The 22,223-nt window shown below is 43.0% G+C and carries 14 protein-coding genes, 4 tRNA genes and 1 pseudogene; 13 read left to right on the forward strand and 6 right to left on the reverse strand.

Annotated elements, in window-relative coordinates; genetic code table 11:
• Positions 1 to 24: 24 nt before the first annotated feature.
• Positions 25 to 801: a hypothetical protein gene (locus JMV76_RS06390; RefSeq protein ID WP_201502018.1), complete on the forward strand. Its 777-nt coding sequence runs from the start codon at positions 25 to 27 to the stop codon at positions 799 to 801.
• Positions 802 to 838: 37 nt separating this feature from the next.
• Here JMV76_RS06390 and JMV76_RS06395 read toward each other — a convergent pair whose 3' ends face one another.
• The 3 genes from JMV76_RS06395 to JMV76_RS06405 form a co-directional block, all read right to left on the reverse strand.
• Positions 839 to 1,630, reverse strand: coding sequence for a WG repeat-containing protein (locus tag JMV76_RS06395; protein WP_201502019.1), 792 nt, complete (start codon positions 1,628 to 1,630; stop codon positions 839 to 841).
• A 122-nt stretch (positions 1,631 to 1,752) separates the two neighbouring features.
• Positions 1,753 to 4,731: a DNA polymerase I gene (polA, locus tag JMV76_RS06400; RefSeq protein ID WP_374190045.1), complete on the reverse strand. Its 2,979-nt coding sequence runs from the start codon at positions 4,729 to 4,731 to the stop codon at positions 1,753 to 1,755.
• A 197-nt stretch (positions 4,732 to 4,928) separates the two neighbouring features.
• On the reverse strand, positions 4,929 to 5,342 hold the full coding sequence (locus tag JMV76_RS06405; protein WP_109591048.1) for an organic hydroperoxide resistance protein: 414 nt from the start codon (positions 5,340 to 5,342) through the stop codon (positions 4,929 to 4,931).
• Between the two features lie 278 nt (positions 5,343 to 5,620).
• On the opposite strand from JMV76_RS06405, the gene JMV76_RS06410 reads away from it, so the two are divergent.
• From JMV76_RS06410 to rimI, 11 genes are all read left to right on the forward strand, one after another.
• The gene (locus tag JMV76_RS06410; protein ID WP_201502020.1) at positions 5,621 to 6,544 is read left to right on the forward strand and encodes a hypothetical protein; all 924 of its coding nucleotides are present in this window, start codon (positions 5,621 to 5,623) and stop codon (positions 6,542 to 6,544) included.
• 188 nt (positions 6,545 to 6,732) lie between these two features.
• Positions 6,733 to 8,328, forward strand: coding sequence for a peptide chain release factor 3 (locus JMV76_RS06415; protein WP_045453786.1), 1,596 nt, complete (start codon positions 6,733 to 6,735; stop codon positions 8,326 to 8,328).
• Positions 8,329 to 8,541: 213 nt separating this feature from the next.
• Complete coding sequence (locus JMV76_RS06420) at positions 8,542 to 9,396, forward strand: RsiV family protein (protein ID WP_201502021.1); 855 nt, start codon at positions 8,542 to 8,544, stop codon at positions 9,394 to 9,396.
• A 295-nt stretch (positions 9,397 to 9,691) separates the two neighbouring features.
• Positions 9,692 to 10,849 (forward strand): FHA domain-containing protein, encoded by a 1,158-nt coding sequence (locus JMV76_RS06425; RefSeq protein ID WP_201502022.1) that lies wholly within the window; start codon positions 9,692 to 9,694, stop codon positions 10,847 to 10,849.
• A gap of 203 nt (positions 10,850 to 11,052) precedes the next feature.
• Positions 11,053 to 12,549, forward strand: a complete 1,497-nt coding sequence (locus JMV76_RS06430) for an anthranilate synthase component I family protein (protein WP_201502023.1) — start codon at positions 11,053 to 11,055, stop codon at positions 12,547 to 12,549.
• A 183-nt stretch (positions 12,550 to 12,732) separates the two neighbouring features.
• A tRNA-Thr gene (locus JMV76_RS06435) sits at positions 12,733 to 12,808 on the forward strand.
• Positions 12,809 to 12,875: 67 nt separating this feature from the next.
• Positions 12,876 to 12,959 (forward strand) — tRNA-Tyr (locus JMV76_RS06440).
• A gap of 83 nt (positions 12,960 to 13,042) precedes the next feature.
• Positions 13,043 to 13,116 (forward strand) — tRNA-Gly (locus tag JMV76_RS06445).
• A gap of 119 nt (positions 13,117 to 13,235) precedes the next feature.
• Positions 13,236 to 13,310, forward strand: a tRNA-Thr gene (locus JMV76_RS06450).
• Between the two features lie 523 nt (positions 13,311 to 13,833).
• Positions 13,834 to 15,024: an elongation factor Tu gene (gene tuf / locus JMV76_RS06455; protein ID WP_055124836.1), complete on the forward strand. Its 1,191-nt coding sequence runs from the start codon at positions 13,834 to 13,836 to the stop codon at positions 15,022 to 15,024.
• Between the two features lie 180 nt (positions 15,025 to 15,204).
• Positions 15,205 to 15,699, forward strand: a complete 495-nt coding sequence (gene rimI, locus JMV76_RS06460; protein WP_201502024.1) for a ribosomal protein S18-alanine N-acetyltransferase — start codon at positions 15,205 to 15,207, stop codon at positions 15,697 to 15,699.
• A gap of 63 nt (positions 15,700 to 15,762) precedes the next feature.
• Here the strand turns inward: rimI and JMV76_RS06465 are convergent, their stop codons facing one another.
• The 3 genes and pseudogenes from JMV76_RS06465 to trxB form a co-directional block, all read right to left on the reverse strand.
• Entirely contained in the window at positions 15,763 to 16,197 is a 435-nt protein-coding gene (locus JMV76_RS06465; RefSeq protein WP_201502025.1) for a MerR family transcriptional regulator, read from the reverse strand.
• Positions 16,198 to 16,293: 96 nt separating this feature from the next.
• Entirely contained in the window at positions 16,294 to 17,103 is an 810-nt protein-coding gene (gene aat / locus JMV76_RS06470; protein ID WP_201502026.1) for a leucyl/phenylalanyl-tRNA--protein transferase, read from the reverse strand.
• Positions 17,104 to 18,125 (reverse strand): annotated as a pseudogene (gene trxB, locus JMV76_RS06475) (thioredoxin-disulfide reductase).
• A gap of 569 nt (positions 18,126 to 18,694) precedes the next feature.
• On the opposite strand from trxB, the gene JMV76_RS06480 reads away from it, so the two are divergent.
• Positions 18,695 to 22,066 (forward strand): DNA translocase FtsK, encoded by a 3,372-nt coding sequence (locus tag JMV76_RS06480; RefSeq protein ID WP_201502027.1) that lies wholly within the window; start codon positions 18,695 to 18,697, stop codon positions 22,064 to 22,066.
• Positions 22,067 to 22,223: the final 157 nt, after the last annotated feature.

Consider the following 22,223-nt stretch of genomic DNA (forward strand, 5'->3'; position numbering starts at 1 on the left):
ACATACATATAGAGGCGCTATTATATGAAAGTTTTAATCATTGTAAGCTTGTTTCTGATGGTCTTGCCTTCAGCACATGCTGAAATATCTCTTGATGCTAGGCAAGCTGTTGAAAAAATTATGAGTGTTTATTACAGTTCAAGCTATGATAAGTTGCGTGGTTGTACCTTATATGATGAGGGCTCAGAAACCTATTGCCTCGCTCCTAAGCATTATGAATTTAAAAACATCGAGGGAGTAGATACTTTATACGTATTGGTTTCTGGTGATACGGTGGAAGATGGTGCACGAGTGACACCAGGACTTGGCGGTTTATTTATACTTTATAAATTAGGCAATTCTTGGGTCGTCTCTGCAAGCAGTCCTTATATAAAAAATGGCGGAGCGGGTAGAAGTCAGCTGATAGATTTTGATTTAAGAGAAGTGGGTGCTGATAGGTACGGTTGGGTAGGTAAGTTTTGTGGCTCCGGTGCAGGTGGTCAAACCAATTGTTCTTGGAGTATGTACGCTGCTATGACAAGTGGTAAAGTCGAAGAAGTGGCAAGATTGGATTTAGATTATTCGTATGAGCTTATGAGTAAACCGTCATATGGTGAAGCTGAAAGTGATGTTAGTATCAATACAGGTGGGGTTATGACTCAAGGCTTTTATCCCTTAAAAGTCACTGTCAATTACGAACACGGTCTTTATGATAACAACTACGAGCCAATACCCTCTAGTCTGGATAAAGGTACAGATAGCTTTATTGTAGAGTTCAACGAGCAGACACAGATGTTTAACTTGCCAGATGATAAAAGTTAAGATGAAAAATTCTTATTATCTTTAGCGGTTACTGTATTTATCTTTGTCTATCGAGTATCACTTCAGGCATCGTGTCAAGATAGCTGCTAACAGCTAAGCGATCACCATTTGAATCAAAATAATAAAAATTATTGCCTTTCAAAAACTTAAAAGTATCTATGTAATAATTATCAATGAAAATAGGCATGTCATACTCCGTAGGGACGATTATTTTATTATCTTTATTTATCATGCCATAACCATTCTCTTTTGCCACGACTGCCAAGCCATTATGAAATGAATCAGCATTCAGATAGTTTAAGGGTACAACAGTCTTTCCACTGCTATCAATATAACCCCACAGTTCATCCTTTCTTACAGGTGCTAGTCCTTCTGAGAAATACCTGATTTCGTCAAACTGATATGGAATAGTAAGTTCGCCAGTATCATTAATAACACCCCATTTACCCTCGTACTCAACAGCCGCCTTACCTTCAGAAAAAGGTCTGACATCATCATATATTATCGGAATAATGACTTGGTTTTTTTTGTTGATGTATCCATGATGTTCATTTTTTTTAACGATGGCGAGTCCATCAGAAAACTCAGCAGTAAAGTTATAACTGAATGGAACGATGATATTGGCTTGTTTATCAATAAAACCATATTTCCCATCTTTCTGAGCACTTGCTAAACCTTCATTAAAGTCACATAGCTCACCCCAACTTACTCCCTTCGACAACTTATATCCTGGCAATAATCCGCATGCTATTACGTAATTGCTTAAAGACAAGCTAAAAGCTAGGATGAGTGTGGTCGATAATTGTTTGATAACGGAATCCTTAGTCATCAACGTCAGCTCCTACGAATTAGATACTATCGATTGGGTATGATATGGGCAATCTAAAGAACAGCCCATATCCTATAAAATAAAAACGTTAGGTCTTGAGCTGTTTTATTATACAAAAACGCTTAATGCGCCTCATCCCAATTCTCGCCAGCACCCGTCTCAACCAATAACGGCACAGCAAAGTCGACGTTCCAGCCCTTTTCGACAGCAGTTGTCGTTAAGACGTCTTGCATAGCATGAGTAATGAGTTGGCTAATCTCATCTACCTTGTCACTATCCACTTCGAACACCAATTCATCATGGACTTGTAGCAGCATTTTGGCTTGCGCTTTTGGCAGTACTTTATCGACGGCAATCATAGCCAGCTTAATTAGATCTGCCGCTGAGCCTTGTAGCGGTGCGTTAATAGCCGCGCGTTCAGCGCCTTGTTTGACCATGCGGTTGCTGTGAGTGATATCAGGCGTGTAGAGCTTACGACCCAATATCGTCTCGACATAGCCTTGCTCATGAGCACTGGCGCGAGTATTGATCATATATTTTTTGACACCAGGATAGCGATCAAAATACATATCGATATAATCTTGTGCCTCATTGCGGCTCATTTGTAGCTGCTTGGCAAGTCCAAAGGCGCTCATACCATAAAGCAGACCAAAATTAATGGCTTTGGCATTACGGCGCTCGGTCGAGGTTACGTCGGCAACTTCTTTGCCAAGTACTTCAGCGGCAGTCGCAGCGTGAATATCTAAACCTTCATTAAAGGCGTCAGTTAAGTTTTTATCGCCTGAGAAATGCGCCATGAGACGCAATTCAATTTGTGAATAATCCGCCGCCAAAATAACGCGACCTTCTGGTGCGATAAAGGCTTGACGAATCAAGCGACCAGTCGCGGTACGAATCGGAATATTTTGTAAGTTAGGATCAGTCGAAGACAAACGCCCAGTACTGGTCAATGCTTGATGATAGCTGGTATGCACACGATCAGTCTCAGCATCTGCGACATTATCGAGCGCATCGGTATAGGTGCTTTTGAGCTTGGACAGTCCGCGATATTCCAATGTGATATCGACCAACGGATGGTCAATCTTTGATAATACTGCTTCGCCAGTCGAGTATTGACCTGACTTGGTTTTTTTACCGCCCGGAACGCCTAGTTTCTCAAACAGCATTTCACCAAGTTGCTTCGGTGAGCCTAAGTTAAATTCTTCACCAGCGACTTCATAAGCGCGTTTTTCAAGCGCGATAATCTCTTCATCAAAACGTTTCGATAGCTCGTTTAAAAACGGGCGCTTGATTAAAATGCCATTTGCTTCCATTTGGCAGAGGATTTCTGCGGTTGGAATTTCTAACTCGTGTAGCAATTTGGCGTTATTTTCGTCATTAGCCAGTTTTCCACTAAACAAATCAAACAACTGATAAGTAATATCGGCATCTTCGCAAGCATAGTCGCTGGCAATATCGATGGCGACTTGATCAAAGGTTACTTGCTTGGCGCCTTTGCCTGCGACGTCCTCAAAGCTGATGGTTTGGGTATGCAAATAATGGCGCGCCAAATCATCCATGCCGTGACGAGTAGCGGCCGCATTGATGACATAGCTGGCAAGCATGGTGTCCATCGCCCAGTTATTAGGGCTGGCATGAATAGCGCCTACTAAATCAATACCATAATGACTGAGAATGTGCGCGTCATATTTTAGATGTTGACCGATTTTGCCGATATTTGGGTTTTCCAAAATAGGTTTAAGTTTCGCTAATACCGTATCACGATCAAGCTGCTTTGCAGTCAGCTCATCACCTTCCAGACGATGAGTCAGCGGAATGTAATAGGCTTCATGCGCTTGCACGGCAAAAGACAGCCCAACGATTTCCGCCTGACGCCAATAGACGCTTGTCGTTTCGGTATCAATAACGAAGTGCGGTGCAGCCTCTAACAATTTAACCAAGCTATCAAAGGCAGGTTCATCAAGGATGGTATGCCATGCTCTATCAGGATTTTTGCTGTCAGTGATATTCTCAATAGTGCTTGATTGTAGCGACTTGGCTATTTGCGCTTGTGACTCGGCATCGGCTTGACTGTTAGCGACACTTTGCGAGCCGTTAGCTGGGTGATTTGGGTGGTCAAGAGAAGCAAGCTCATTTCTAAACTCAAGCTCGCTATACAGCTCGCGCAATTCATCTATATGAGCACAAGGATTGGTATCGATTTTCAAATCATTCCAGTCTTGACCGATATCTAAGTCTGTGACGATAGTGGCCAGTTTGGCATTGAATGGAATTTCCTCTGCATGCTCAATCAAGCCTTTAGCGCCGCGTCCTTTAATAAAGCCAATATGCTTTAACATATTGTCGATATCACCGTACTCAACGAGCAAGTCTTTCGCCGTCTTTTTACCGATACCGGGCACGCCTTTAATACCGTCAGAAGCATCACCCATTAAGGTCAAAAAATCAATCATTTGGTTTGGATTAATACCGAATTTTTCGATGACCGCTTGTGTGTCCGTTACTTTACCCGTGAAGCTATCTTCCAATATTACGCAGTCATTGACCAGTTGCATCATGTCTTTATCGCCGGTTGAGATAACCACATGATGACCTTGCTCGACCGCACGGTGCGCCAGTGTGCCGATAATGTCATCCGCTTCTGCACCTTCGATGCGTAACAGTGGAATGCCTAAGGCGGTCACCAAACGATGGATATAAGGAATTTGCTCCACCAGCTCTATGTCGATGGGCGGACGAGCCGCCTTATAATCAGCAGACATATGATGGCGAAAAGTAGGTGACTTGGTATCAAAACAGACCGCCATATGGGTGGGATGATATCGACGCATCAATTTTAACAGCGCATTGAGCGTGCCACGGATGGCATTCGTTATTAGCCCCTGCGAGTTTTGCATGGTTTTTGGCAAGGCGTGATAAGTGCGAAACAGATAATAAGAGCCATCAACCAAAATAAAAGGTGGCTGATTTTTGTCCACGTGACTGGTGTCCATAGTCGCTACGTTGGGCATGGTATCAAAATTTGGTAAGGCTCTAGGATCAAGCGCTTGATGCGAGTTGTGGTTATTGTCTGCGGAGGATTCGGTCATATGGTCAGTCATAGAGGTCACTTATTATTAGGTATCAGATAGAGTCAATATCAGATAAAACGATGCTTCCATTATAACGATAAAATCAGACCTTGCCGAACTTCTCGATAGTTATGATATTTCTACTGCTGATAGATGCTCATAAAAAAAGAACCCAGTATTCACTGAGCTCTCTTATAGATAAAGCCGATATTGTTATTGTTAAAAATCTATCTCACTTCTGAAGTCACTTCACTATCGATATTACCGTGAGTCGCTTTAGAATATGGGCAGACTTTATTGGCTTTTTCGACCAACTTTTGGAACTCATCCGCTGATAGCTCTGTGTTTTCAGCAGTGACATGAATTTTCACGGCTAATTGAAAATCTAAGCCTTCACCTTTCATTAAATCTACGGATACTTCAGTGGTAGAGTCAAATTTTGCTTTTTCTGCCCCTTTGACCGCAGCAAGTGCGCCATCAAAGCAAGCGGCATAGCCCATCGCAAATAACTGCTCTGGATTATTACCGTCTTTATCAGAGCCGGGTGCGACCATATTAATCGTCAAATCACTGTCTTGCAGACTGGCATTACCTGTACGACCGCCAGTAACTGTTGCTTTGGTGGAATATAGTGTTTTCATAACATATCCTTTGTTGTGAGTTTTTATGTTTAAGCAATAAATTTTGATAGGGATTCAGCATAACAAACCAGTGCATGAGCAATATAGGTCAGTCGTAAGTATATACTGTGGATTTGTAAGTGAACTGTTAGTAGAATCTTTAGCTGCATTTAACTATCGCAAGAAAAGCTTAATCGCTATAAGTGACAGAAGTATTAATGTAATATAGGAATATAGCTGTAAAAAATAAAGTTATCAAAATAGATGATAAAAAATCTAACCAATAAAGGTCTTATTCGATGAATAAATCAATAGTGTTACCTATTGCACTTTCTTTGCTAACATTTACCCTTGCCGGCTGCGGCGGGGAGGATGATGGTATTTATGGTTCGGGTAGTAATAAGATTACGCTGACCAGCTTTGACAATAGCTATGATAAGCAAGCGAAAGATAGCGCTATTGCACGCATCGATGAGACCTACCGTACTGGTGAGCGTGAAATCAAGATAAAAAATATCGTTAATAATTATAGTACTCAAGGTTTGAATACTTTGGACAGAACGGTATTGGCAGACAATTTTGAAGGACGACTGGAAAACAAAAACATTGAAGTTGATAACCGCATTGTCAAACGTCCTATTTATGAAAAAAACAGTAATAACAAGCTAGACTACGAAACCAATTATAAGACGCTCAACTTATCAGGCTTGCAGGCAAACAGTTATAGCGCTGGTACAAACATAAATAACAGTCGCGGTATTCTCACCGACTTAAATAATTATCCTAAGATTCCAGCCAATGCAGAGTTTCCGATAGGCTCTGTTTGCTATATTCCAGTAGTCGAGAGCGAACGCTCGTTTTTAGCCTTTAACGACAAAAACAAGACGGGATATACATCGCTCGATAAGTGGATTGATGCAGCTGAAAACCGCTTTAGCGATGATAGAGGCTACAGAACTTCTGAGTTTGGTGTAGGCATAGGCAATAAGCAAAAAGCGGCACAAGTGACGTTCTCTGAATACCGAAATCAGCCTGCTTATCAGTACAATGGTGTCGAATATAACGATGGCACGAATGATAAAAATGCTATTTATGAAGCAAATTATGTTGCCAAAGGTGTGATGAATCCGAATACTAACAGTCTTCGCGGTGTGGTGGATTGTACGATAGTCAATGAAGTCGCAGGAGATTTCTTGGCCGCACAAATCAAACGTTACTATTAATCTTAAAAATGCATCATGTTAAAAAATTGACCAACACTCTCTATTTGACTATCTAGGGAGTGTTTTTTTATGCGCTAATTCTGCACCTTGACGCTAAATCCGCTACAATACGCTCATTATTTATTCTATTTAGTTAGATTACTGTCTAAAAGACAGCCTTTTTGAAGTTAAGGTTGAAGCCAAAAATTATGAGCGTAGATCCAAAGAAATTAAACAAAGAAGTTGCTAAACGCCGTACTTTCGCCATTATCTCGCATCCCGATGCAGGTAAGACCACCATGACTGAAAAGTTACTGTTATGGGGTCAGGCAATTCAGGTAGTAGGCGAGGTCAAAGGCCGCAAAACTGATCGACATGCGACATCAGATTGGATGAGTATGGAGCAAGAGCGTGGTATCTCGATCACTACTTCTGTCATGCAGTTTCCTTATCAAGACCATGTGGTCAACCTATTGGATACACCGGGTCACGCCGATTTTAGTGAAGATACCTATCGTACCTTGACCGCTGTGGATAGCGCGCTGATGATGGTCGATGGTGCTAAAGGGGTCGAAGAGCGAACCATCAAGCTGATGGAAGTCTGCCGCATGCGCGACACGCCAATCATCTCATTTGTCAACAAGCTGGATCGTCAAATTCGTGAGCCACTTGAGCTGCTTAGCGAGATTGAGGCAGTGTTAAAAATTAAATGTATTCCAGTGACTTGGCCTATCGGTATGGGACAAGATTTCGTTGGTGTCTACCATCTGACTGAAAACAAAACCTACCTTTATGAAAAAGGTAATGGCGGCAAGATGACAGTCTCTGAGACTCGCGCGGGCTATGATTATCCAGACATTCGTGAGCGTTTGGGTCAATTGATGTTTGATGCCTTCGAAGAGTCACTTGAGCTGGTACAAATGGCGTTAGAAGAATTTAGCGTTGAGGCGTTCTTAGCGGGCGAGATGACGCCAGTATTGTTCGGTACAGCATTGGGAAACTTTGGCGTAAACATGGTACTTGATACCTTGATCAAATATGCACCGCCACCCAAGTCGCATCCGACCAATGAGCGTGAAGTAGCGGCAACAGAGACGGATTTTAGTGGTTTTGTCTTTAAAATTCAGGCCAACATGGACCCACGCCACCGTGATCGCATTGCATTTTTACGCGTGTGTTCAGGCAAGTATGAAAAAGGCATGAAGCTAAAGCATGTACGTTTGGGTAAAGATGTACGTATTGCCGATGCACTGACCTTTTTGGCAGGGGACCGCGAAGCGTTAGAAGAAGCGTATCCGGGTGATATCATCGGTTTGCATAATCACGGCACCATCTCTATCGGTGACAGTTTTACGGAAGGCGAAGAGCTGAATTTTACGGGTATTCCGCATTTCGCGCCTGAATTGTTCCGCCGTGTCATTCTAAAAGATCCGCTCAAATCTAAAGCCTTGCAAAAAGGGCTACAGCAGCTAAGCGAAGAGGGCGCGACACAGGTCTTTATGCCGCAGATTAACAACGATTTAATCTTGGGTGCGGTTGGTGTACTACAGTTTGAAGTGGTCGCGCATCGTCTCAAAGAAGAGTACAAAGTACAGTGTATCTTTGAGCCGGTATCGATTGCCACCGTACGCTGGATTCATTGTGATGATGAAGTGGCATTGGCGAAATTCAAACGCAAAGCCCATGACCAGTTGTCGCTAGATGGCGGTGGTTATTTAACGTATCTTGCCCCATCACGGGTCAACTTGCAGCTTATGCAAGATCGCTATCCAGAAGTCACTTTTAGTAATACTCGTGAGCATTAAAATCCATTATTTCATGAGTTAGTTTATCTTTTAAGACACGCCAGCCGTGTCTTTTTTATTAGCTTAGATTTAGGCATTAAACGAGAGAGGGTAGGTAGCTATTCGTTAGCAGGAGACAGCAAAACCCTAAAAACACAAACAGTGTTCCTACAATACATCGTCATTGTTACGGTAGAATATCAAGTAACATCTTATGTTTATGAAAGAGGATATATGAACGCTGCGAATCAAATTGATATCAATAAGCCAACAATGAATCCGCATTTATCGATGACAACAAGTCGTAGTCGTCTGCTGAGACTGCTTGCCGGCAGTTTACTGCTAGGTAGCATCGCGATGCCTGCAAATGCAGGTAATCTCATCAGTAGCACGGATTATCTAGAATATGAGCTGCCTAAAAAAGTGCAAGCAAAGTGTGTTGAGCGCGATAACTGTCCAGAGATTGACATCAAATATCTGAAGACCAATCACGGTTGGATCAATGATATCGCCAATGCGCGTATTAATAATTTAGTTGTCAATAGTAAACCGACTGAATCTGCGCCTATCAAAACGAACGTCAATCAGACAATGGTGAAAGCCGCCATTGATGATTTTGCCAGCTCACAGTTTATAGATATGCCAGAGGGCAGTTCATGGGCTTATAGCCTAATGGTAACGCCTGAGTATTTGGGTCATGTCAGTGATTTTGAACTGTTCGAAATCAATACTTATGTCTTTACTGGTGGCGCTCATGGCATGCCTTATAGCGAATACTTGATATTTGACCTTGGCACCAAAAAACAAATCACGCTTGAGGATATGCTTCAATCAGGCAAGGAATCACGTTTTAAAGCGCTTGCTTATGATGCTTATAAAACGTGGGTCAAAACGGTTGACGACGATGTCAGCAGTTATGAGAAAAACTGGCCATTTACCTTAAGTGACAATGTGACACTGACGGACAAAGGCATCGATATTCGTTATCAGCATTACGCTATCGGCCCATATGCCTACGGTATGCCGGTACTTAGTATTCCGTACAGTAAGCTCGACGGTGTCATAAAGCCGCACTTTATACCTAAATAGTTCGGAGGGTCATTGCATAACTTATTACGGTTTATATTAGGGCGTGTCTTCAATTCACTCGATAGTCCTCTAAATGGGCTAAAAATGGCTAAATCTTGCCAAACATCGTCAAATAGCTGGTTAATATCCCGATATTATCTGCGCTATTTTCCTTGTTTGACGGCAATTTATCTCATTTTTATCACCATTTTTGAAATGAAGACACGCCCTAAAAAAATCGTAAAATCTCTTAAAAAATTGGCAATGATTTATCTAAAACCATTTGAAATTTAATAAAAGAATAAGGAGTTACCGCATGACGAACAATACAGATAGTATGAAGGCAACAGTCGACACAGAGACTTGGCAACTTAATGCATTAACAGAAGCGCTTGGTGACCTAACGTTGACGGTCAATGACAGCCTGTCTGTTGGTCGTGGCAGCGACAATGACGTGGTACTTGGTAGCAAGCAAGTATCGCGTAATCATGCGGTGTTAAGCATCTTAGATGGTCGATTGTATGTCAAAGATTTAGACTCATCGAACGGTACATTTATCAACGAGCAGCGTATCGATGGTAATACATCGAGCCTTTTACAGGTAGATGATACCATTGGATTTGCCAGTTTCAGCTTTCAGGTGAACGCGCCACTTGCTGCTACAGATACTGATGTATTAGCGCCCGTAGCAGTAGAGGATTCAGTGGCTGAGACGGAGACAGTGGTTGCTGAAACGACTGCCGAAACACAGGCTTTCGAAGACTCGACAGTGAGTGAACCTGTTGTTCATGAATCAGTAGCAAAAGAGCCGATTGTTAAGCAAACGGGCATCGAAGCTATACTGCCTGTGACAGCTGATGTGAAGACAGTACCTGTTGATAGCGCCTTGGATAGAGTAGTAGACTCAGAAGCGGTAGCTGAGACCAGTGTTAATGAAACGGTTGAACCAGTCTTACAGGAGCCGATTCAGGAGCCTATTGTGAAACAAACGGGCATCGATGAAGTCTTAACGGCTATAGATAATACCGTGTCCGACACAACTGACGCGGCACCAGTCGCTGCTGCAACTGTAGCAGATACACAACCTGCTGTAAGTCAGCCAGAAGCCGTCACAGCGACAGAGGCGGCACCGACAGCACCTGCTCATGATACGTTATTAGTAGAGCAGTCAGCTGTACATGAAAAGCCAGCAGTTGAATCAGAGCATGACAAAACGACTAAAACTGCTCTACAAGAAGAAGCAGATCCCGATATTCTACGAGCTAAGCAGGCGGCAACCGCACAATTTTCTGGCACTGCCAATCTAGATCAATCTCGTGATCTTGGGACAGAAGGTAATAATGCGATGGATCAGGCTATCAGTAATTCAGGACAGGCAGAGAAAAAACCAAGCGGTGGTTGGTTTATTTGGGTGTTTATTACCATCATTATTATTGCGTTAGCATTATGGTTATTTAACATGGGCGGTGCGTAACCAAGTACTGACCAGTGCGTTTGAGATACGCTAATCCAATCGGGCTTTGGTATAATTGTTAGCTACTATCGGCTAATAGTCCAGCAACCCTCACGAATATGCCACTTTGATAGCGTCAACATTCAATAGAGTGTTGACGCTATATTTTATTTAACAGTCTGCTGTTTTATCTTTTGCCAATATTTTGTTAAGAGAGCATTATTATGATGAACTTTGAAGAATATCAAGCTTTTAAAGACCGTGGCTTTAGTCATGCTCCACTGATAAAAAAACGTCTAATGGACGCACAGACACCAGTATCTGTATTTTCTAAAGTACGTGATTTAAGCGGCTCTGCATATTTATTTGAGTCTGTCGTAGGCGGGGAGCGTTGGGCACGATATTCGATGATTGGTTTAGGTAGTGATCTCATTTTGCAGTATGCCAATGGTAATATGACCGTCAAAAAAAATGACCATACCGATATCGATGCAGTCGCTGACCCGTTTGACTATATCCGTCAGCTAATGGCGCAATATAAGATGCCAACAGTCGAGGATATTGCAACGCTACCGAGCTTTAGCGGCGGCTTAGTAGGTTACTTTGGCTATGACATGGTGAGGGTTATCGAGCCAAGCGTGGGTTTGTCAGACGCCCCCAATCCGATGACAATGCCGGATATGTGGCTGATGCTGTCAATGAGCGTGATTGTTTTTGACAGTTTAGAAAATACGTTATCTATCATCGTTTATGCTGATTGTCACACTGAAGATGGCTATAGCAATGCCATCCGCGAACTAGAAAAAATTGAAGAAAAACTGGCAGAAATGCCAAATCTGAGCGCACCCGTAATGCCGACGCCGACATTTACCTCACAAACAGGCGCGCAGAAATATTGTCATGATGTCAATAAAATAAAGGATTACATTTTAGCAGGCGATGTCATGCAAGTCGTTCCTGCGCAGCGTTTGACGGCCGATTATACTGGCGACTCATTAGCAGTCTATCGTGCCCTACGATTTTTAAACCCATCGCCTTATTTATTTTTGGTACATGGTTACACCCTCGATGATCACAAGCGTTTCGACATTATTGGTGCCTCCCCTGAGATATTATCACGTATCGAAAATGGCAAAGTGACGGTACGACCATTGGCGGGTACTCGTAGACGAGGAAAAAATGAGGCAGAAGATTTAGCGCTTGAAAAAGAGCTGCTGAGTGATAAAAAAGAGATCGCCGAGCACTTGATGCTTATCGATTTGGGTCGTAATGATATTGGCCGAGTTTGTGAATATGGCAGTGTCAAAGTCACCGAAAAGATGTTTGTCGAGCGTTATTCGCAAGTGATGCACATTGCTTCTAATGTTGAAGGGACGATATTGCCCAATAAGGATGCGTTGGATGTATTTTGTGCGACGTTCCCCGCTGGTACGCTATCAGGTTCGCCCAAAATACGCGCCATGCAAATCATTGACGAGATAGAGCCAGTACGCCGAACGGTATTTGGTGGCGCAGTGGGTTATCTGGGCTGGCATGGCAACATGGATACCGCCATTGCTATTCGTACTGCTGTGATGCGCCGTGGTAAAATTCATATCCAAGCGGGCGCTGGGGTTGTTGCTGATTCTATTCCAGAAGCAGAGTGGGAAGAGACCAACAAAAAAGCATTGGCGTTGGTCAAAGCGGTAAAAATGGCGTGTAATGGTTTACGGATTCGCTAGGGACTCCAGTCATAAACACACAGTATGCGGTTATTGTGGAAAAACAGCCTATATTTTAATTAAAAAAAACATCATTACAATCAATCAGTTATATTTTTTTATTGAAATAATCATAAAAAAGGCAAAAAAGGGCTTGCGTCTTTCAAAAAATTTGATAGAATAGCCACCACTTTAAGAGAACAAGCCGACTTAGCTCAGTTGGTAGAGCAACTGACTTGTAATCAGTAGGTCGCCAGTTCGATCCCGGCAGTCGGCACCATCTCTCTTAAAGTAGCTTTTTATGAATCTGTCTTAAACTAAAGTCATTTTTGTTTAAAGCAAACTAAGGTGGGATTGGGGAGCGGTCAAACCCAACAGACTGTAAATCTGTCGCGAAAGCTTCGAAGGTTCGAATCCTTCTCCCACCACCATATTTCTTAAGTTTGTCATAGCGCCAAGCATACTCTTTATCCTTAATGACTCTCGATTAGAGTCCTCTTGAATAAGAGTAATTGCGGGTGTGGTATAATGGTAACACCTTAGCCTTCCAAGCTAATGACGCGGGTTCGATTCCCGCCACCCGCTCCATATATACAACATCGCAAAGATTACCAATAAATCATCACGACAGTCAGTTTTGGTATTGCTGTATCGTGATATTTTTTTTAGTAAATCCATAAGTTGTTTTTTGTGGTTATTAAAAACATGCTCATATAGCTCAGCGGTAGAGCACTCCCTTGGTAAGGGAGAGGTCTTGAGTTCAATTCTCAATATGAGCTCCATTTATTGTTTAAACCTCTTGTGTTTGCTTTGCCATCTTTAAACAGTTCGTGTCGATATCGAAATTACAAAATATTGAAAATTATAAATTACAGTGTAGCAAATAATATTTAAGGGTGACACTGAGGTGTTGCCTTTTAGTGCTGTCAATTTATCAAGCTATCAATACATGAGTAATTATATAAAAGTATCTAAGACAAAATTATTTAAGATAAAAGCATCTAGGTCCGGCAGGCTCCAATATTATTAATGATTTACACTAAGATAAAGTAGTGCAACAGCGATAATGTATAATATCTTGCAATGTTCACTAGAGTAAAAAATACGTATAATGCTTAAACCTATGTGTGCAGCATTGAAATGCATGATTTGAGTACATATATACAGTCGTAAAATGATCAAACAGTTTTAGTAGATAAGCCATAGCGTCAACGGTTTGATGGTTCTGTATGCATCATGAGCCGTCAAACAGCTATTCACCGATCTTTGATTGATAAAGATTCACCAAAAAAAGAGGAAATACCCATGGCAAAGGCCAAGTTTGAACGCGTAAAGCCACACGTCAACGTCGGTACAATCGGACACGTTGACCACGGTAAAACAACCCTAACAGCTGCCATCGCAACGGTAGCAGCAATCACTTCAGGTGGCGAAGCCAAAGACTACGCGTCTATTGACTCAGCACCAGAAGAAAAAGCACGTGGCATCACCATCAACACCTCACACGTAGAATATGACACCCCAGCACGTCACTACGCTCACGTTGATTGCCCAGGTCACGCCGATTATGTTAAAAACATGATCACTGGTGCCGCTCAAATGGACGGCGCAATCCTAGTCGTATCAGCAACTGACGGCCCAATGCCACAAACCCGTGAGCACATCCTGCTTTCACGTCAGGTTGGCGTACCGTACATCATCGTATTCATGAACAAATGTGATGTTGTTGATGACGAAGAATTGCTAGAACTTGTAGAAATGGAAGTTCGTGAACTTCTTAATGACTACGACTTCCCAGGTGATGATACCCCAATCATCCATGGTTCAGCGACTGAAGCCCTAAAAGGCTCACAAGAAAAATACGGCCAACCAGCGGTTGTAGAACTTCTTAACGTTCTTGACACCTACATCCCAGAGCCAGAGCGTGACGTTGACAAAGCATTCCTAATGCCAATCGAAGACGTATTCTCAATCTCAGGCCGTGGTACTGTAGTAACAGGTCGTGTTGAATCTGGTATCGTACGCGTAGGCGACGAAATCGAAATCGTCGGTATCCGTGACACTCAAAAAACCACCTGTACTGGTGTAGAGATGTTCCGTAAACTGCTTGACGAAGGTCGTGCAGGCGAAAACTGTGGCGTACTACTACGTGGTACTAAGCGTGAAGACGTACAACGTGGCCAAGTACTTGCTAAGCCAGGTTCAATCACGCCTCACACCAAATTTGACGCAGAAGTATACGTACTGTCAAAAGAAGAGGGTGGTCGTCATACACCATTCCTAAACGGCTATCGTCCACAGTTCTACTTCCGTACTACTGACGTAACTGGCGCAATCCAATTACAAGACGGTACTGAAATGGTAATGCCTGGTGATAACGTTGAGATGGGCGTAGAGCTTATCCACCCAATCGCTATGGACAAAGGTCTTCGCTTCGCTATTCGTGAAGGCGGCCGTACTGTAGGCGCTGGTGTTGTTGCTAACGTACTGAACTAATCTATCCGTCTCAGTAATGAGATTGTAAGTTAGTCATAAAAAAGCCACCCTTGTTTAAGGGTGGCTTTTTTTTGGCTATAAAAAGGTAATGGCATAATCAATATTATAATGATAAATATTTGAAATACAGTAAGTGCTATTGTATTTGGGTTTGTATAAATAATAGTAAAAGGATACATAATGTTGATGATAAAGATTTTATCAACCCGTAGTGCAGATTTTGAGCAAGTGCTACAAGCAGTAGCGGGTATTGAAGCCATCGTTCAACCGCAAGATGCTTGGGGTTTTCAGACATTAGTGGAATCACTCAAACAAGATAGCATGCATATGCTGATCGTTTATGAGCAAAAAGACAATAGTATTAATAATACTGTGACAGGTTATTGTCTATATCAAGTGATTTTTGAACAAGCGGAGATTTTACGTATTGGCACGCATTCTGATTATCAACGTCAAGGTATTGCCTCACAAATTTTTGCCAGATTGAATACAGAATTGAGAAGGCATCAGGTGGAGAGCCTTTTATTAGAAGTGCGCTCAGATAATGTACCTGCGATAGCCTTATATGAGCAGCAAGAATTTGATCTAATTCATAAGCGTAAAGGGTATTACCAAACTCCACATCAACCAGCTATTGATGCCCTGATTATGCAGCGTCTTTACATCCGAGAATAATGAATGGTATCGAATGGAGCCAAATAAACCCGCAGCATAGTAGATGGATCGGCACTTTTATCATTATTGAGTGGGTATTTTCTTTTTGCAGATTTCAATATTGAGTTTATAGTCATTATCTACTTTCATACGCTCAAGAACATCGATACGTTCGCTTAATAGCTCTACCATGAGGCTGATATTGGCTTGCTGTTTTTGTATTTGCGCCAATTTTTGCTGAGTAAGCATCAGTTGTAAATCAACATCCAATTGACCATCGTAATAATCATTCAAGCTGTCTCTGATTTCAGTGAGTGTAAAGCCAATCGCTTGCGCACTTTTGATTAGCTCAATCCGTTCGATACATTCTGGATGAAACTCGGTATATAAACGCGAGCCTGCCTGACGCTTACGAGATTTTAGCAAGCCCAGTTGGTCATAATGACGAACAGTGTCTTTGGTTGTTTGAGCTTCTGTTGCCAGTGTTCCAATCAGTAAGAATAATGTGTCGGGTGCCATGATAACCTCGTCGGTAGGTAGCAGTTGATAAGGTACGAGTTAATAAAGTAGCGATTAACAAACAGACATAAGCCATCAATCACTTCCTTATCGTATTTATTTTAAGATAAGCTGCCAAGGTTCTATGGTATCAAGTAACGATACGGCGAGTGGTTTATGAGAGTTATTTTGCCATTTGACAGTGCTATTAGCCGTTAACAGATCCAATTGAGTCAAAAAGTCAGCACGCGGTAGCGTGGTTGCACCCAAGCTCATCAAATGCTCATTTGGTAACTGACAGTCGACCAGCGCCACATGGCTTTGTTCACATAAGCTCATTAAACCCCAAAATGCGAACTTTGAGGCGTTAGAGGCGATATGAAACATCGATTCGCCAAAGTAAATGCTACCTATTTTTAGACCATAAAGCCCGCCAATGAGTTGCCCTTTATCATTCCAAACTTCAATGCTATGTGCAAATCCTTGTGCATGAAGTTCGGTATAAGCCTGAATCATTTCATCATGAATCCAAGTATGTTCGCCTTCGGGCTGTTCATTATTGAGGGGATCACTGCGCGGTAAACTACAGGCATAAATAACGTCATCAAAAGCTTGATTCAGGGTTAATTGCCAACGCTCGCGGATGGCTTGCTTACGCAGCGACTTGCTTGGCTTATAATTGGTTGGCACCATCACACAGCGCGGTTCAGGGCACCACCATGCAATTGGTTCATCTTCATTAAACCAAGGAAACAGACCCTGCGCGTAAGCAGAAATCAATGTTTCGGCTGCCAAATCTCCTCCGACAGCGACGATGCCAATGCCGTCAGGATCAACCATCAAAGGGTCAGGAAAGTCATAACGCCCAAGACTTTTTAAGGTCTCAGGCGTGATGTGCTCATTGTTATATTGAGAGAAATTACCCATTTAGACTTCTTTATCAGCAGTCAATGTTGACGCATAAGTATGGTCAGCGGCTGTGGCTTCGCCAATCGCATCCAAGTATTTTTCAGCATCTAGCGCGGCCATACAACCCGTACCAGCAGAAGTAATTGCTTGACGATAGACATGGTCTGCGACATCACCTGCGGCAAATACACCTTCGATGCTGGTTTGTGTGGCATTGCCGTCTAAGCCGCTTTTGACAATAAGATAGCCGTCTTTCATATCCAGCTGACCTTTAAATAAGTCTGTATTCGGCTTATGACCAATCGCGACAAACATGCCAAACACGTCTAATTGTTTAGTGCTGCCATCAATCATAGATTCGATGATTACGCCATTGACGCCCATGTCATCGCCGACGACTTCTTTGACTTTATGATTCCACTCGATTTTAATATTACCGTTTTTGACTTTTTCAAACAGTTTATCTTGGAGGATTTTTTCAGAGCGTAAGCTATCACGGCGATGCACCAAGGTCACTTCAGCAGCAATGTTAGATAAATATAGGGCTTCTTCAACAGCAGTATTGCCACCACCGATGACGGCAACTTTTTGGTCTTTATAAAAGAAACCATCACAAGTTGCACACGCTGATACGCCTAGGCCACGGAATTTGGTTTCTGACTTCAACCCCAAATACTGTGCTGACGCGCCAGTCGAGATAATAAGCGCATCACAAGTGTAGCTACCGTTATTACCCGTCAGCTCAAAGGGCGCACGTTTAAATTGACTTCATTGATATGGTCATAAACCAATTCAGTACCAAAGCGCTCGGCATGGGCTTTCATGCGGTCCATCAATGCAGGACCTGTTAAGTCATGCGCATCGCCCGGCCAGTTATCGACTTCAGTGGTGGTAGTTAGCTGTCCACCTACTTCCATGCCCGTGACCATGACAGGTTTCAGGTTGGCACGTGCTGCATACACAGCCGCTGCATAACCAGCAGGGCCTGAGCCTAGGATAATGAGTTTTTCGTGACGTGGAGCAGTATTGTCAGTTGCCATGAGTTATTCCTTGCTAAATATAAATGTTAAAAATATGAGTGAGCAATATAATAAAAAACAGTCTTCAAAATTGATGCTAATGGGATTTTCTAATCGCTGCGTGATAATAACATAAGGGCATTGGACGAAAAGTACAAGTTTGCTAAAACAAACACAGGTATGATTACAATCAAAGTATATTTTTCTTGAAATATTATGGTTAGAAACCGCTGGTATTTTATAGGGCTTATCTAACATAACAGCCCTTGTTTTGTTCGTTATATTTTGCGAGTGACATGGATTTTTGCCTAAACCGTACACAGACTTATTTTATTGCACGCTTTCTTTGTAAGACGGTCGCCACTATCCCTATGTATTTGTTATTATAAGAAGTTATGCCAAGTGTGTTAAAGGCAAAAAGAAGGCTATTGTATATCGCTTTTATAATAGACAATGTTTTCTACACACTTCGCTAAGTGCATTTGTATCAGCACTTTATATCCAACCCTTTATCAGCGCTTTATGTCAGCATGATTAGGCTTAGTCATGCATTGGCGACCATTTAGTATTAATAACAAGGCAGATCTTACGTGATATCAGCACCGCTTATTGAGTATTTAAAAAAGGGAATATTTACCCTCCTTGGGTTAATACTGGCCGTTTATCTATTTGTCATTTTGATGACATATACCAGTAACGATCCTAGTTGGTCGCATATCAGTAGCGATATGACCACGATTAATAATGTAGGCGGCGAATCGGGTGCTTGGTTATCTGACTTGCTTTATAGCTTCTTTGGTTTTGGTGCATGGTGGCTGCTGGCGTTTGTGGTTTATGAGTCTATCCTTATTTGGTGGGACAACAAGCCAACGTTTTGGCTGATGCGAGTGGTTGCTTATGTATTTTTATTATTAAGTGCCAGCGCTTTGTTTGCACAATTGGTGGCGTTAGTACAGCAATTGACCAATCCAGAAACGCTAGGACTGGAAAGCGTGGCTGGTGGCATTATTGGGTTTGAATTACAGGCGCGTTTGGCACAGCTTTTATCGCAGTGGGGGAGTGTGATTTTCTTGACGGCATTCGTCATTATTACCGCGACCTTTGCCTTTAATATTCATTGGCTAGCGATTTATGAGAAGGTTAAGGCGCTATCGTGGCTTGGCTCAGGGGTGAAGCGTCAGGGTAGGATGCACGATAGCGTGTCAACCACGCCAGAAAATATCAATGCCAAGCAAAATGATGAAAACATAGCCAGCAGTAATGCGAAAAAAGACGCAGCCGATCACGAGCAGTTACCACTTGAGTTGCAAGTTGCTGGCAATGCTCAAGCCGTAGACAACAGTGGTCGGTTCAGCAATGTGTTGTCAGAGTTCTTGGCAACGTCAGGGTTGGCTGAGAGCGTTAAAGCTTCTGTAGTTGCCGCAACACAAGCGGCGATGCCTAATTCAGCTGCTAAATCTAGTCGTGAGAATAGTGAGCCTGTCCCTGTCTCAGTAGAAACACCTAGCAGTACTGTTCAAAATCTAGCAAGTCATACGAATACATCGACGCCGTCAAGTCCTGCCATGACTGCTATCCGTAAAGTCGAGCCAAGCTTTGCTTGGAACGATGCCAATACTGTCGATGACTTGTTAGCCAGCGAGCAAATGGCTTATCACGCTAATAATATGAACACTTCTGATTCAGCTGCTACTATTTCTGTATCTGCTGATATCGCTGTAGAGACAGTGGTGCTAGACTCTACAGCGATATCAGCCGTAGATATGTCCGAAGCTCAATCAACAGAGAACTTGCCTTCAATAGCTCAGCCATCAATAAATGAGCTGGTATACGGTGAGACGGCTGACGAAACGGATAATGAGCCTAAATCGTTCGAGTTAGAAGATAAAGTGGAGGCCGTTGATATACTGGCCGATGCATGGTTGGCAGAGCATGCTGATGTCTCAACATCTACAGCTATGCAGTCTGTAGAAACAGGGCAACCTACAGGAACAGTGCAAGCAGCCAATATGACTGAGCTGCCCAGACAAGCAGTAGTCACAGCGCCTGCGACAGACTCATTTAATAGCGAAATGGACGACTTTACTGATAAATGGTTTGATGAAGAGCCTGAACTGTCAGAGGATTTCGAACCTTCTTATATATCTAATGAAGCGAGTGTCGCCAAAGCAGTAGACGTGGTTGAACCAGTTGCGCCAGCCGCTGATATGACGCCGACCAATACGCCACCGTCTAATCCTAAACTGCCGCCTACGGTAGAAACCCGCGTCACAGCGTCAGCTATTGAACCAATAGTCGCGCCTAAACCAACGGTAAGTTTTGCGGTACCTGAGGGCGATAGTAGCAATCATATCACTGACATGATGCCAGAGGATGATAGTGCTGAAGATGTCAATGCGCCCGTTATGCCAGATATTAGTGATGATGCCGCCTTCAGTCAAAAATCACGCTCGATGCAAACGGCTGCCTATCGCAGTAGCCTAACGCCTATTCCAGAGATTTCTATTTTGGATAAGCCAGACCCTGATCGTAAGCCCAGTTATACCGTCGCCGAGCTTGAGCAATTATCAGAATTACTAGAGATTAAATTACAAGAATTTAATGTAAAAGCAAATGTGGTCAACGCCATTCCGGGTCCTGTTGTTACCCGCTTTGAAGTGGAGCTTGCTGCTGGTGTAAAAGCCAGTAAGGTTACCGGTATTTCACGTGATTTGGCGCGCTCGTTATCGATGGCGTCTTTACGTGTGGTTGAAGTGATTCCGGGTAAGCCGTATATCGGTATCGAAGTACCCAATAAGCAGCGCGAAATGGTACGTTTGATTGAGCTATTGAATACCGAAAAATTCCAAGACCCCAAAGCTCAAATCAGCATGGCGATGGGTAAGGACATCGGTGGTAATGCCATCATTACTGACCTTGCGCGCGCGCCGCATATGTTGGTTGCTGGGACTACAGGTTCGGGTAAATCGGTATTGGTCAACTCCATGCTACTATCGATGCTACTCAAATATACGCCAAATGAGCTGCGTCTCATTTTGATTGATCCAAAGCAGCTCGAGCTTGCCAACTATAATGATATTCCACATCTATTAACGCCAGTCGTCACCGATATGACTGAAGCAGCCAGTGCTTTGTCATGGTGCGTGGCAGAGATGGAACGTCGCTATCAACTGATGAGTTTACTCAAAGTGCGTAAGCTTAATGAGTTTAATAAAAAGGTCATTGCTGCTGAAAAATCGGGCAATCCGATGCTTGATCCTTTGTGGCGACCTAATGACAGCGTGAGTATCAGTCAAGCGCCGAAGCTAAAAACCTTACCGATGATTGTCATTGTCGCGGATGAGTTTGCCGATATGATTATGCAGGTCGGTAAGCAAGCCGAAGAGCTTATCACCCGCTTGGCACAAAAATCACGCGCAGCAGGTATTCATTTAATGCTTGCTACCCAGCGTCCATCGGTCGATGTTATTACTGGTTTAATTAAAGCCAATATTCCCGTGCGGGCGGCACTACGAGTGAACTCAAAAGTAGATTCGCGGACGATTCTGGACAGTGGCGGTGCCGAAGACATGCTGGGTAATGGTGACATGCTATTTTTAGGGCCTGGGCAAATTGAGCCAGACCGTGTGCATGGTGCGTATGTCAGCGATGAAGAGGTCAACCGTGTTTGTGATGCGTGGCGTGAACGCGGTGCGCCTGACTATATTGATAATATGGCAGGTAACTTTGAACTGTCTAGTCCTAGCGGCGGTGGTAGTACGGCTAACGCCTCTGGTGAGGACGACGACCTTTATAACGATGCTGTGGCCTTTGTTATGGAGACGCGAAAAGTTTCTGCTTCTAGTATCCAGCGTAAATTTAGCATCGGCTATAACCGTGCCGCACGTATCGTAGATTCTATGGAGGACGCGGGATTGGTCAGCTCAATGGGCAAAAGCGGTAAGCGTGAATTGTTAATGTAGCTGTCAATAAATCTGCGTGATTAATAAAAAAGACGAGTGACGAAAGTGGCTCGTCTTTTTTATTGAAGAAATATGATAATGCTCATGTCTGAATGACCAATCAGTTTTTTTATCAATTATCAGCACTCGTTTTTTATACTAAACTGACCTTTGTTGA

The sequence above is a fragment of the Psychrobacter cibarius genome (assembly GCF_904845955.1).
Lineage (GTDB): Bacteria > Pseudomonadota > Gammaproteobacteria > Pseudomonadales > Moraxellaceae > Psychrobacter > Psychrobacter cibarius_B.

Coding starts and splice junctions, on each gene's coding strand:
- JMV76_RS06390 (WP_201502018.1), top strand. CDS start 25: ATGAAAGTTTTAATCATTGTAAGCTTGTTTCTGATGGTCTTGCCTTCA.
- JMV76_RS06395 (WP_201502019.1), bottom strand. CDS start 1,630: ATGACTAAGGATTCCGTTATCAAACAATTATCGACCACACTCATCCTA.
- polA (WP_374190045.1), bottom strand. CDS start 4,731: ATGACTGACCATATGACCGAATCCTCCGCAGACAATAACCACAACTCG.
- JMV76_RS06405 (WP_109591048.1), bottom strand. CDS start 5,342: ATGAAAACACTATATTCCACCAAAGCAACAGTTACTGGCGGTCGTACA.
- JMV76_RS06410 (WP_201502020.1), top strand. CDS start 5,621: ATGAATAAATCAATAGTGTTACCTATTGCACTTTCTTTGCTAACATTT.
- JMV76_RS06415 (WP_045453786.1), top strand. CDS start 6,733: ATGAGCGTAGATCCAAAGAAATTAAACAAAGAAGTTGCTAAACGCCGT.
- JMV76_RS06420 (WP_201502021.1), top strand. CDS start 8,542: ATGAACGCTGCGAATCAAATTGATATCAATAAGCCAACAATGAATCCG.
- JMV76_RS06425 (WP_201502022.1), top strand. CDS start 9,692: ATGACGAACAATACAGATAGTATGAAGGCAACAGTCGACACAGAGACT.
- JMV76_RS06430 (WP_201502023.1), top strand. CDS start 11,053: ATGATGAACTTTGAAGAATATCAAGCTTTTAAAGACCGTGGCTTTAGT.
- tuf (WP_055124836.1), top strand. CDS start 13,834: ATGGCAAAGGCCAAGTTTGAACGCGTAAAGCCACACGTCAACGTCGGT.
- rimI (WP_201502024.1), top strand. CDS start 15,205: ATGTTGATGATAAAGATTTTATCAACCCGTAGTGCAGATTTTGAGCAA.
- JMV76_RS06465 (WP_201502025.1), bottom strand. CDS start 16,197: ATGGCACCCGACACATTATTCTTACTGATTGGAACACTGGCAACAGAA.
- aat (WP_201502026.1), bottom strand. CDS start 17,103: ATGGGTAATTTCTCTCAATATAACAATGAGCACATCACGCCTGAGACC.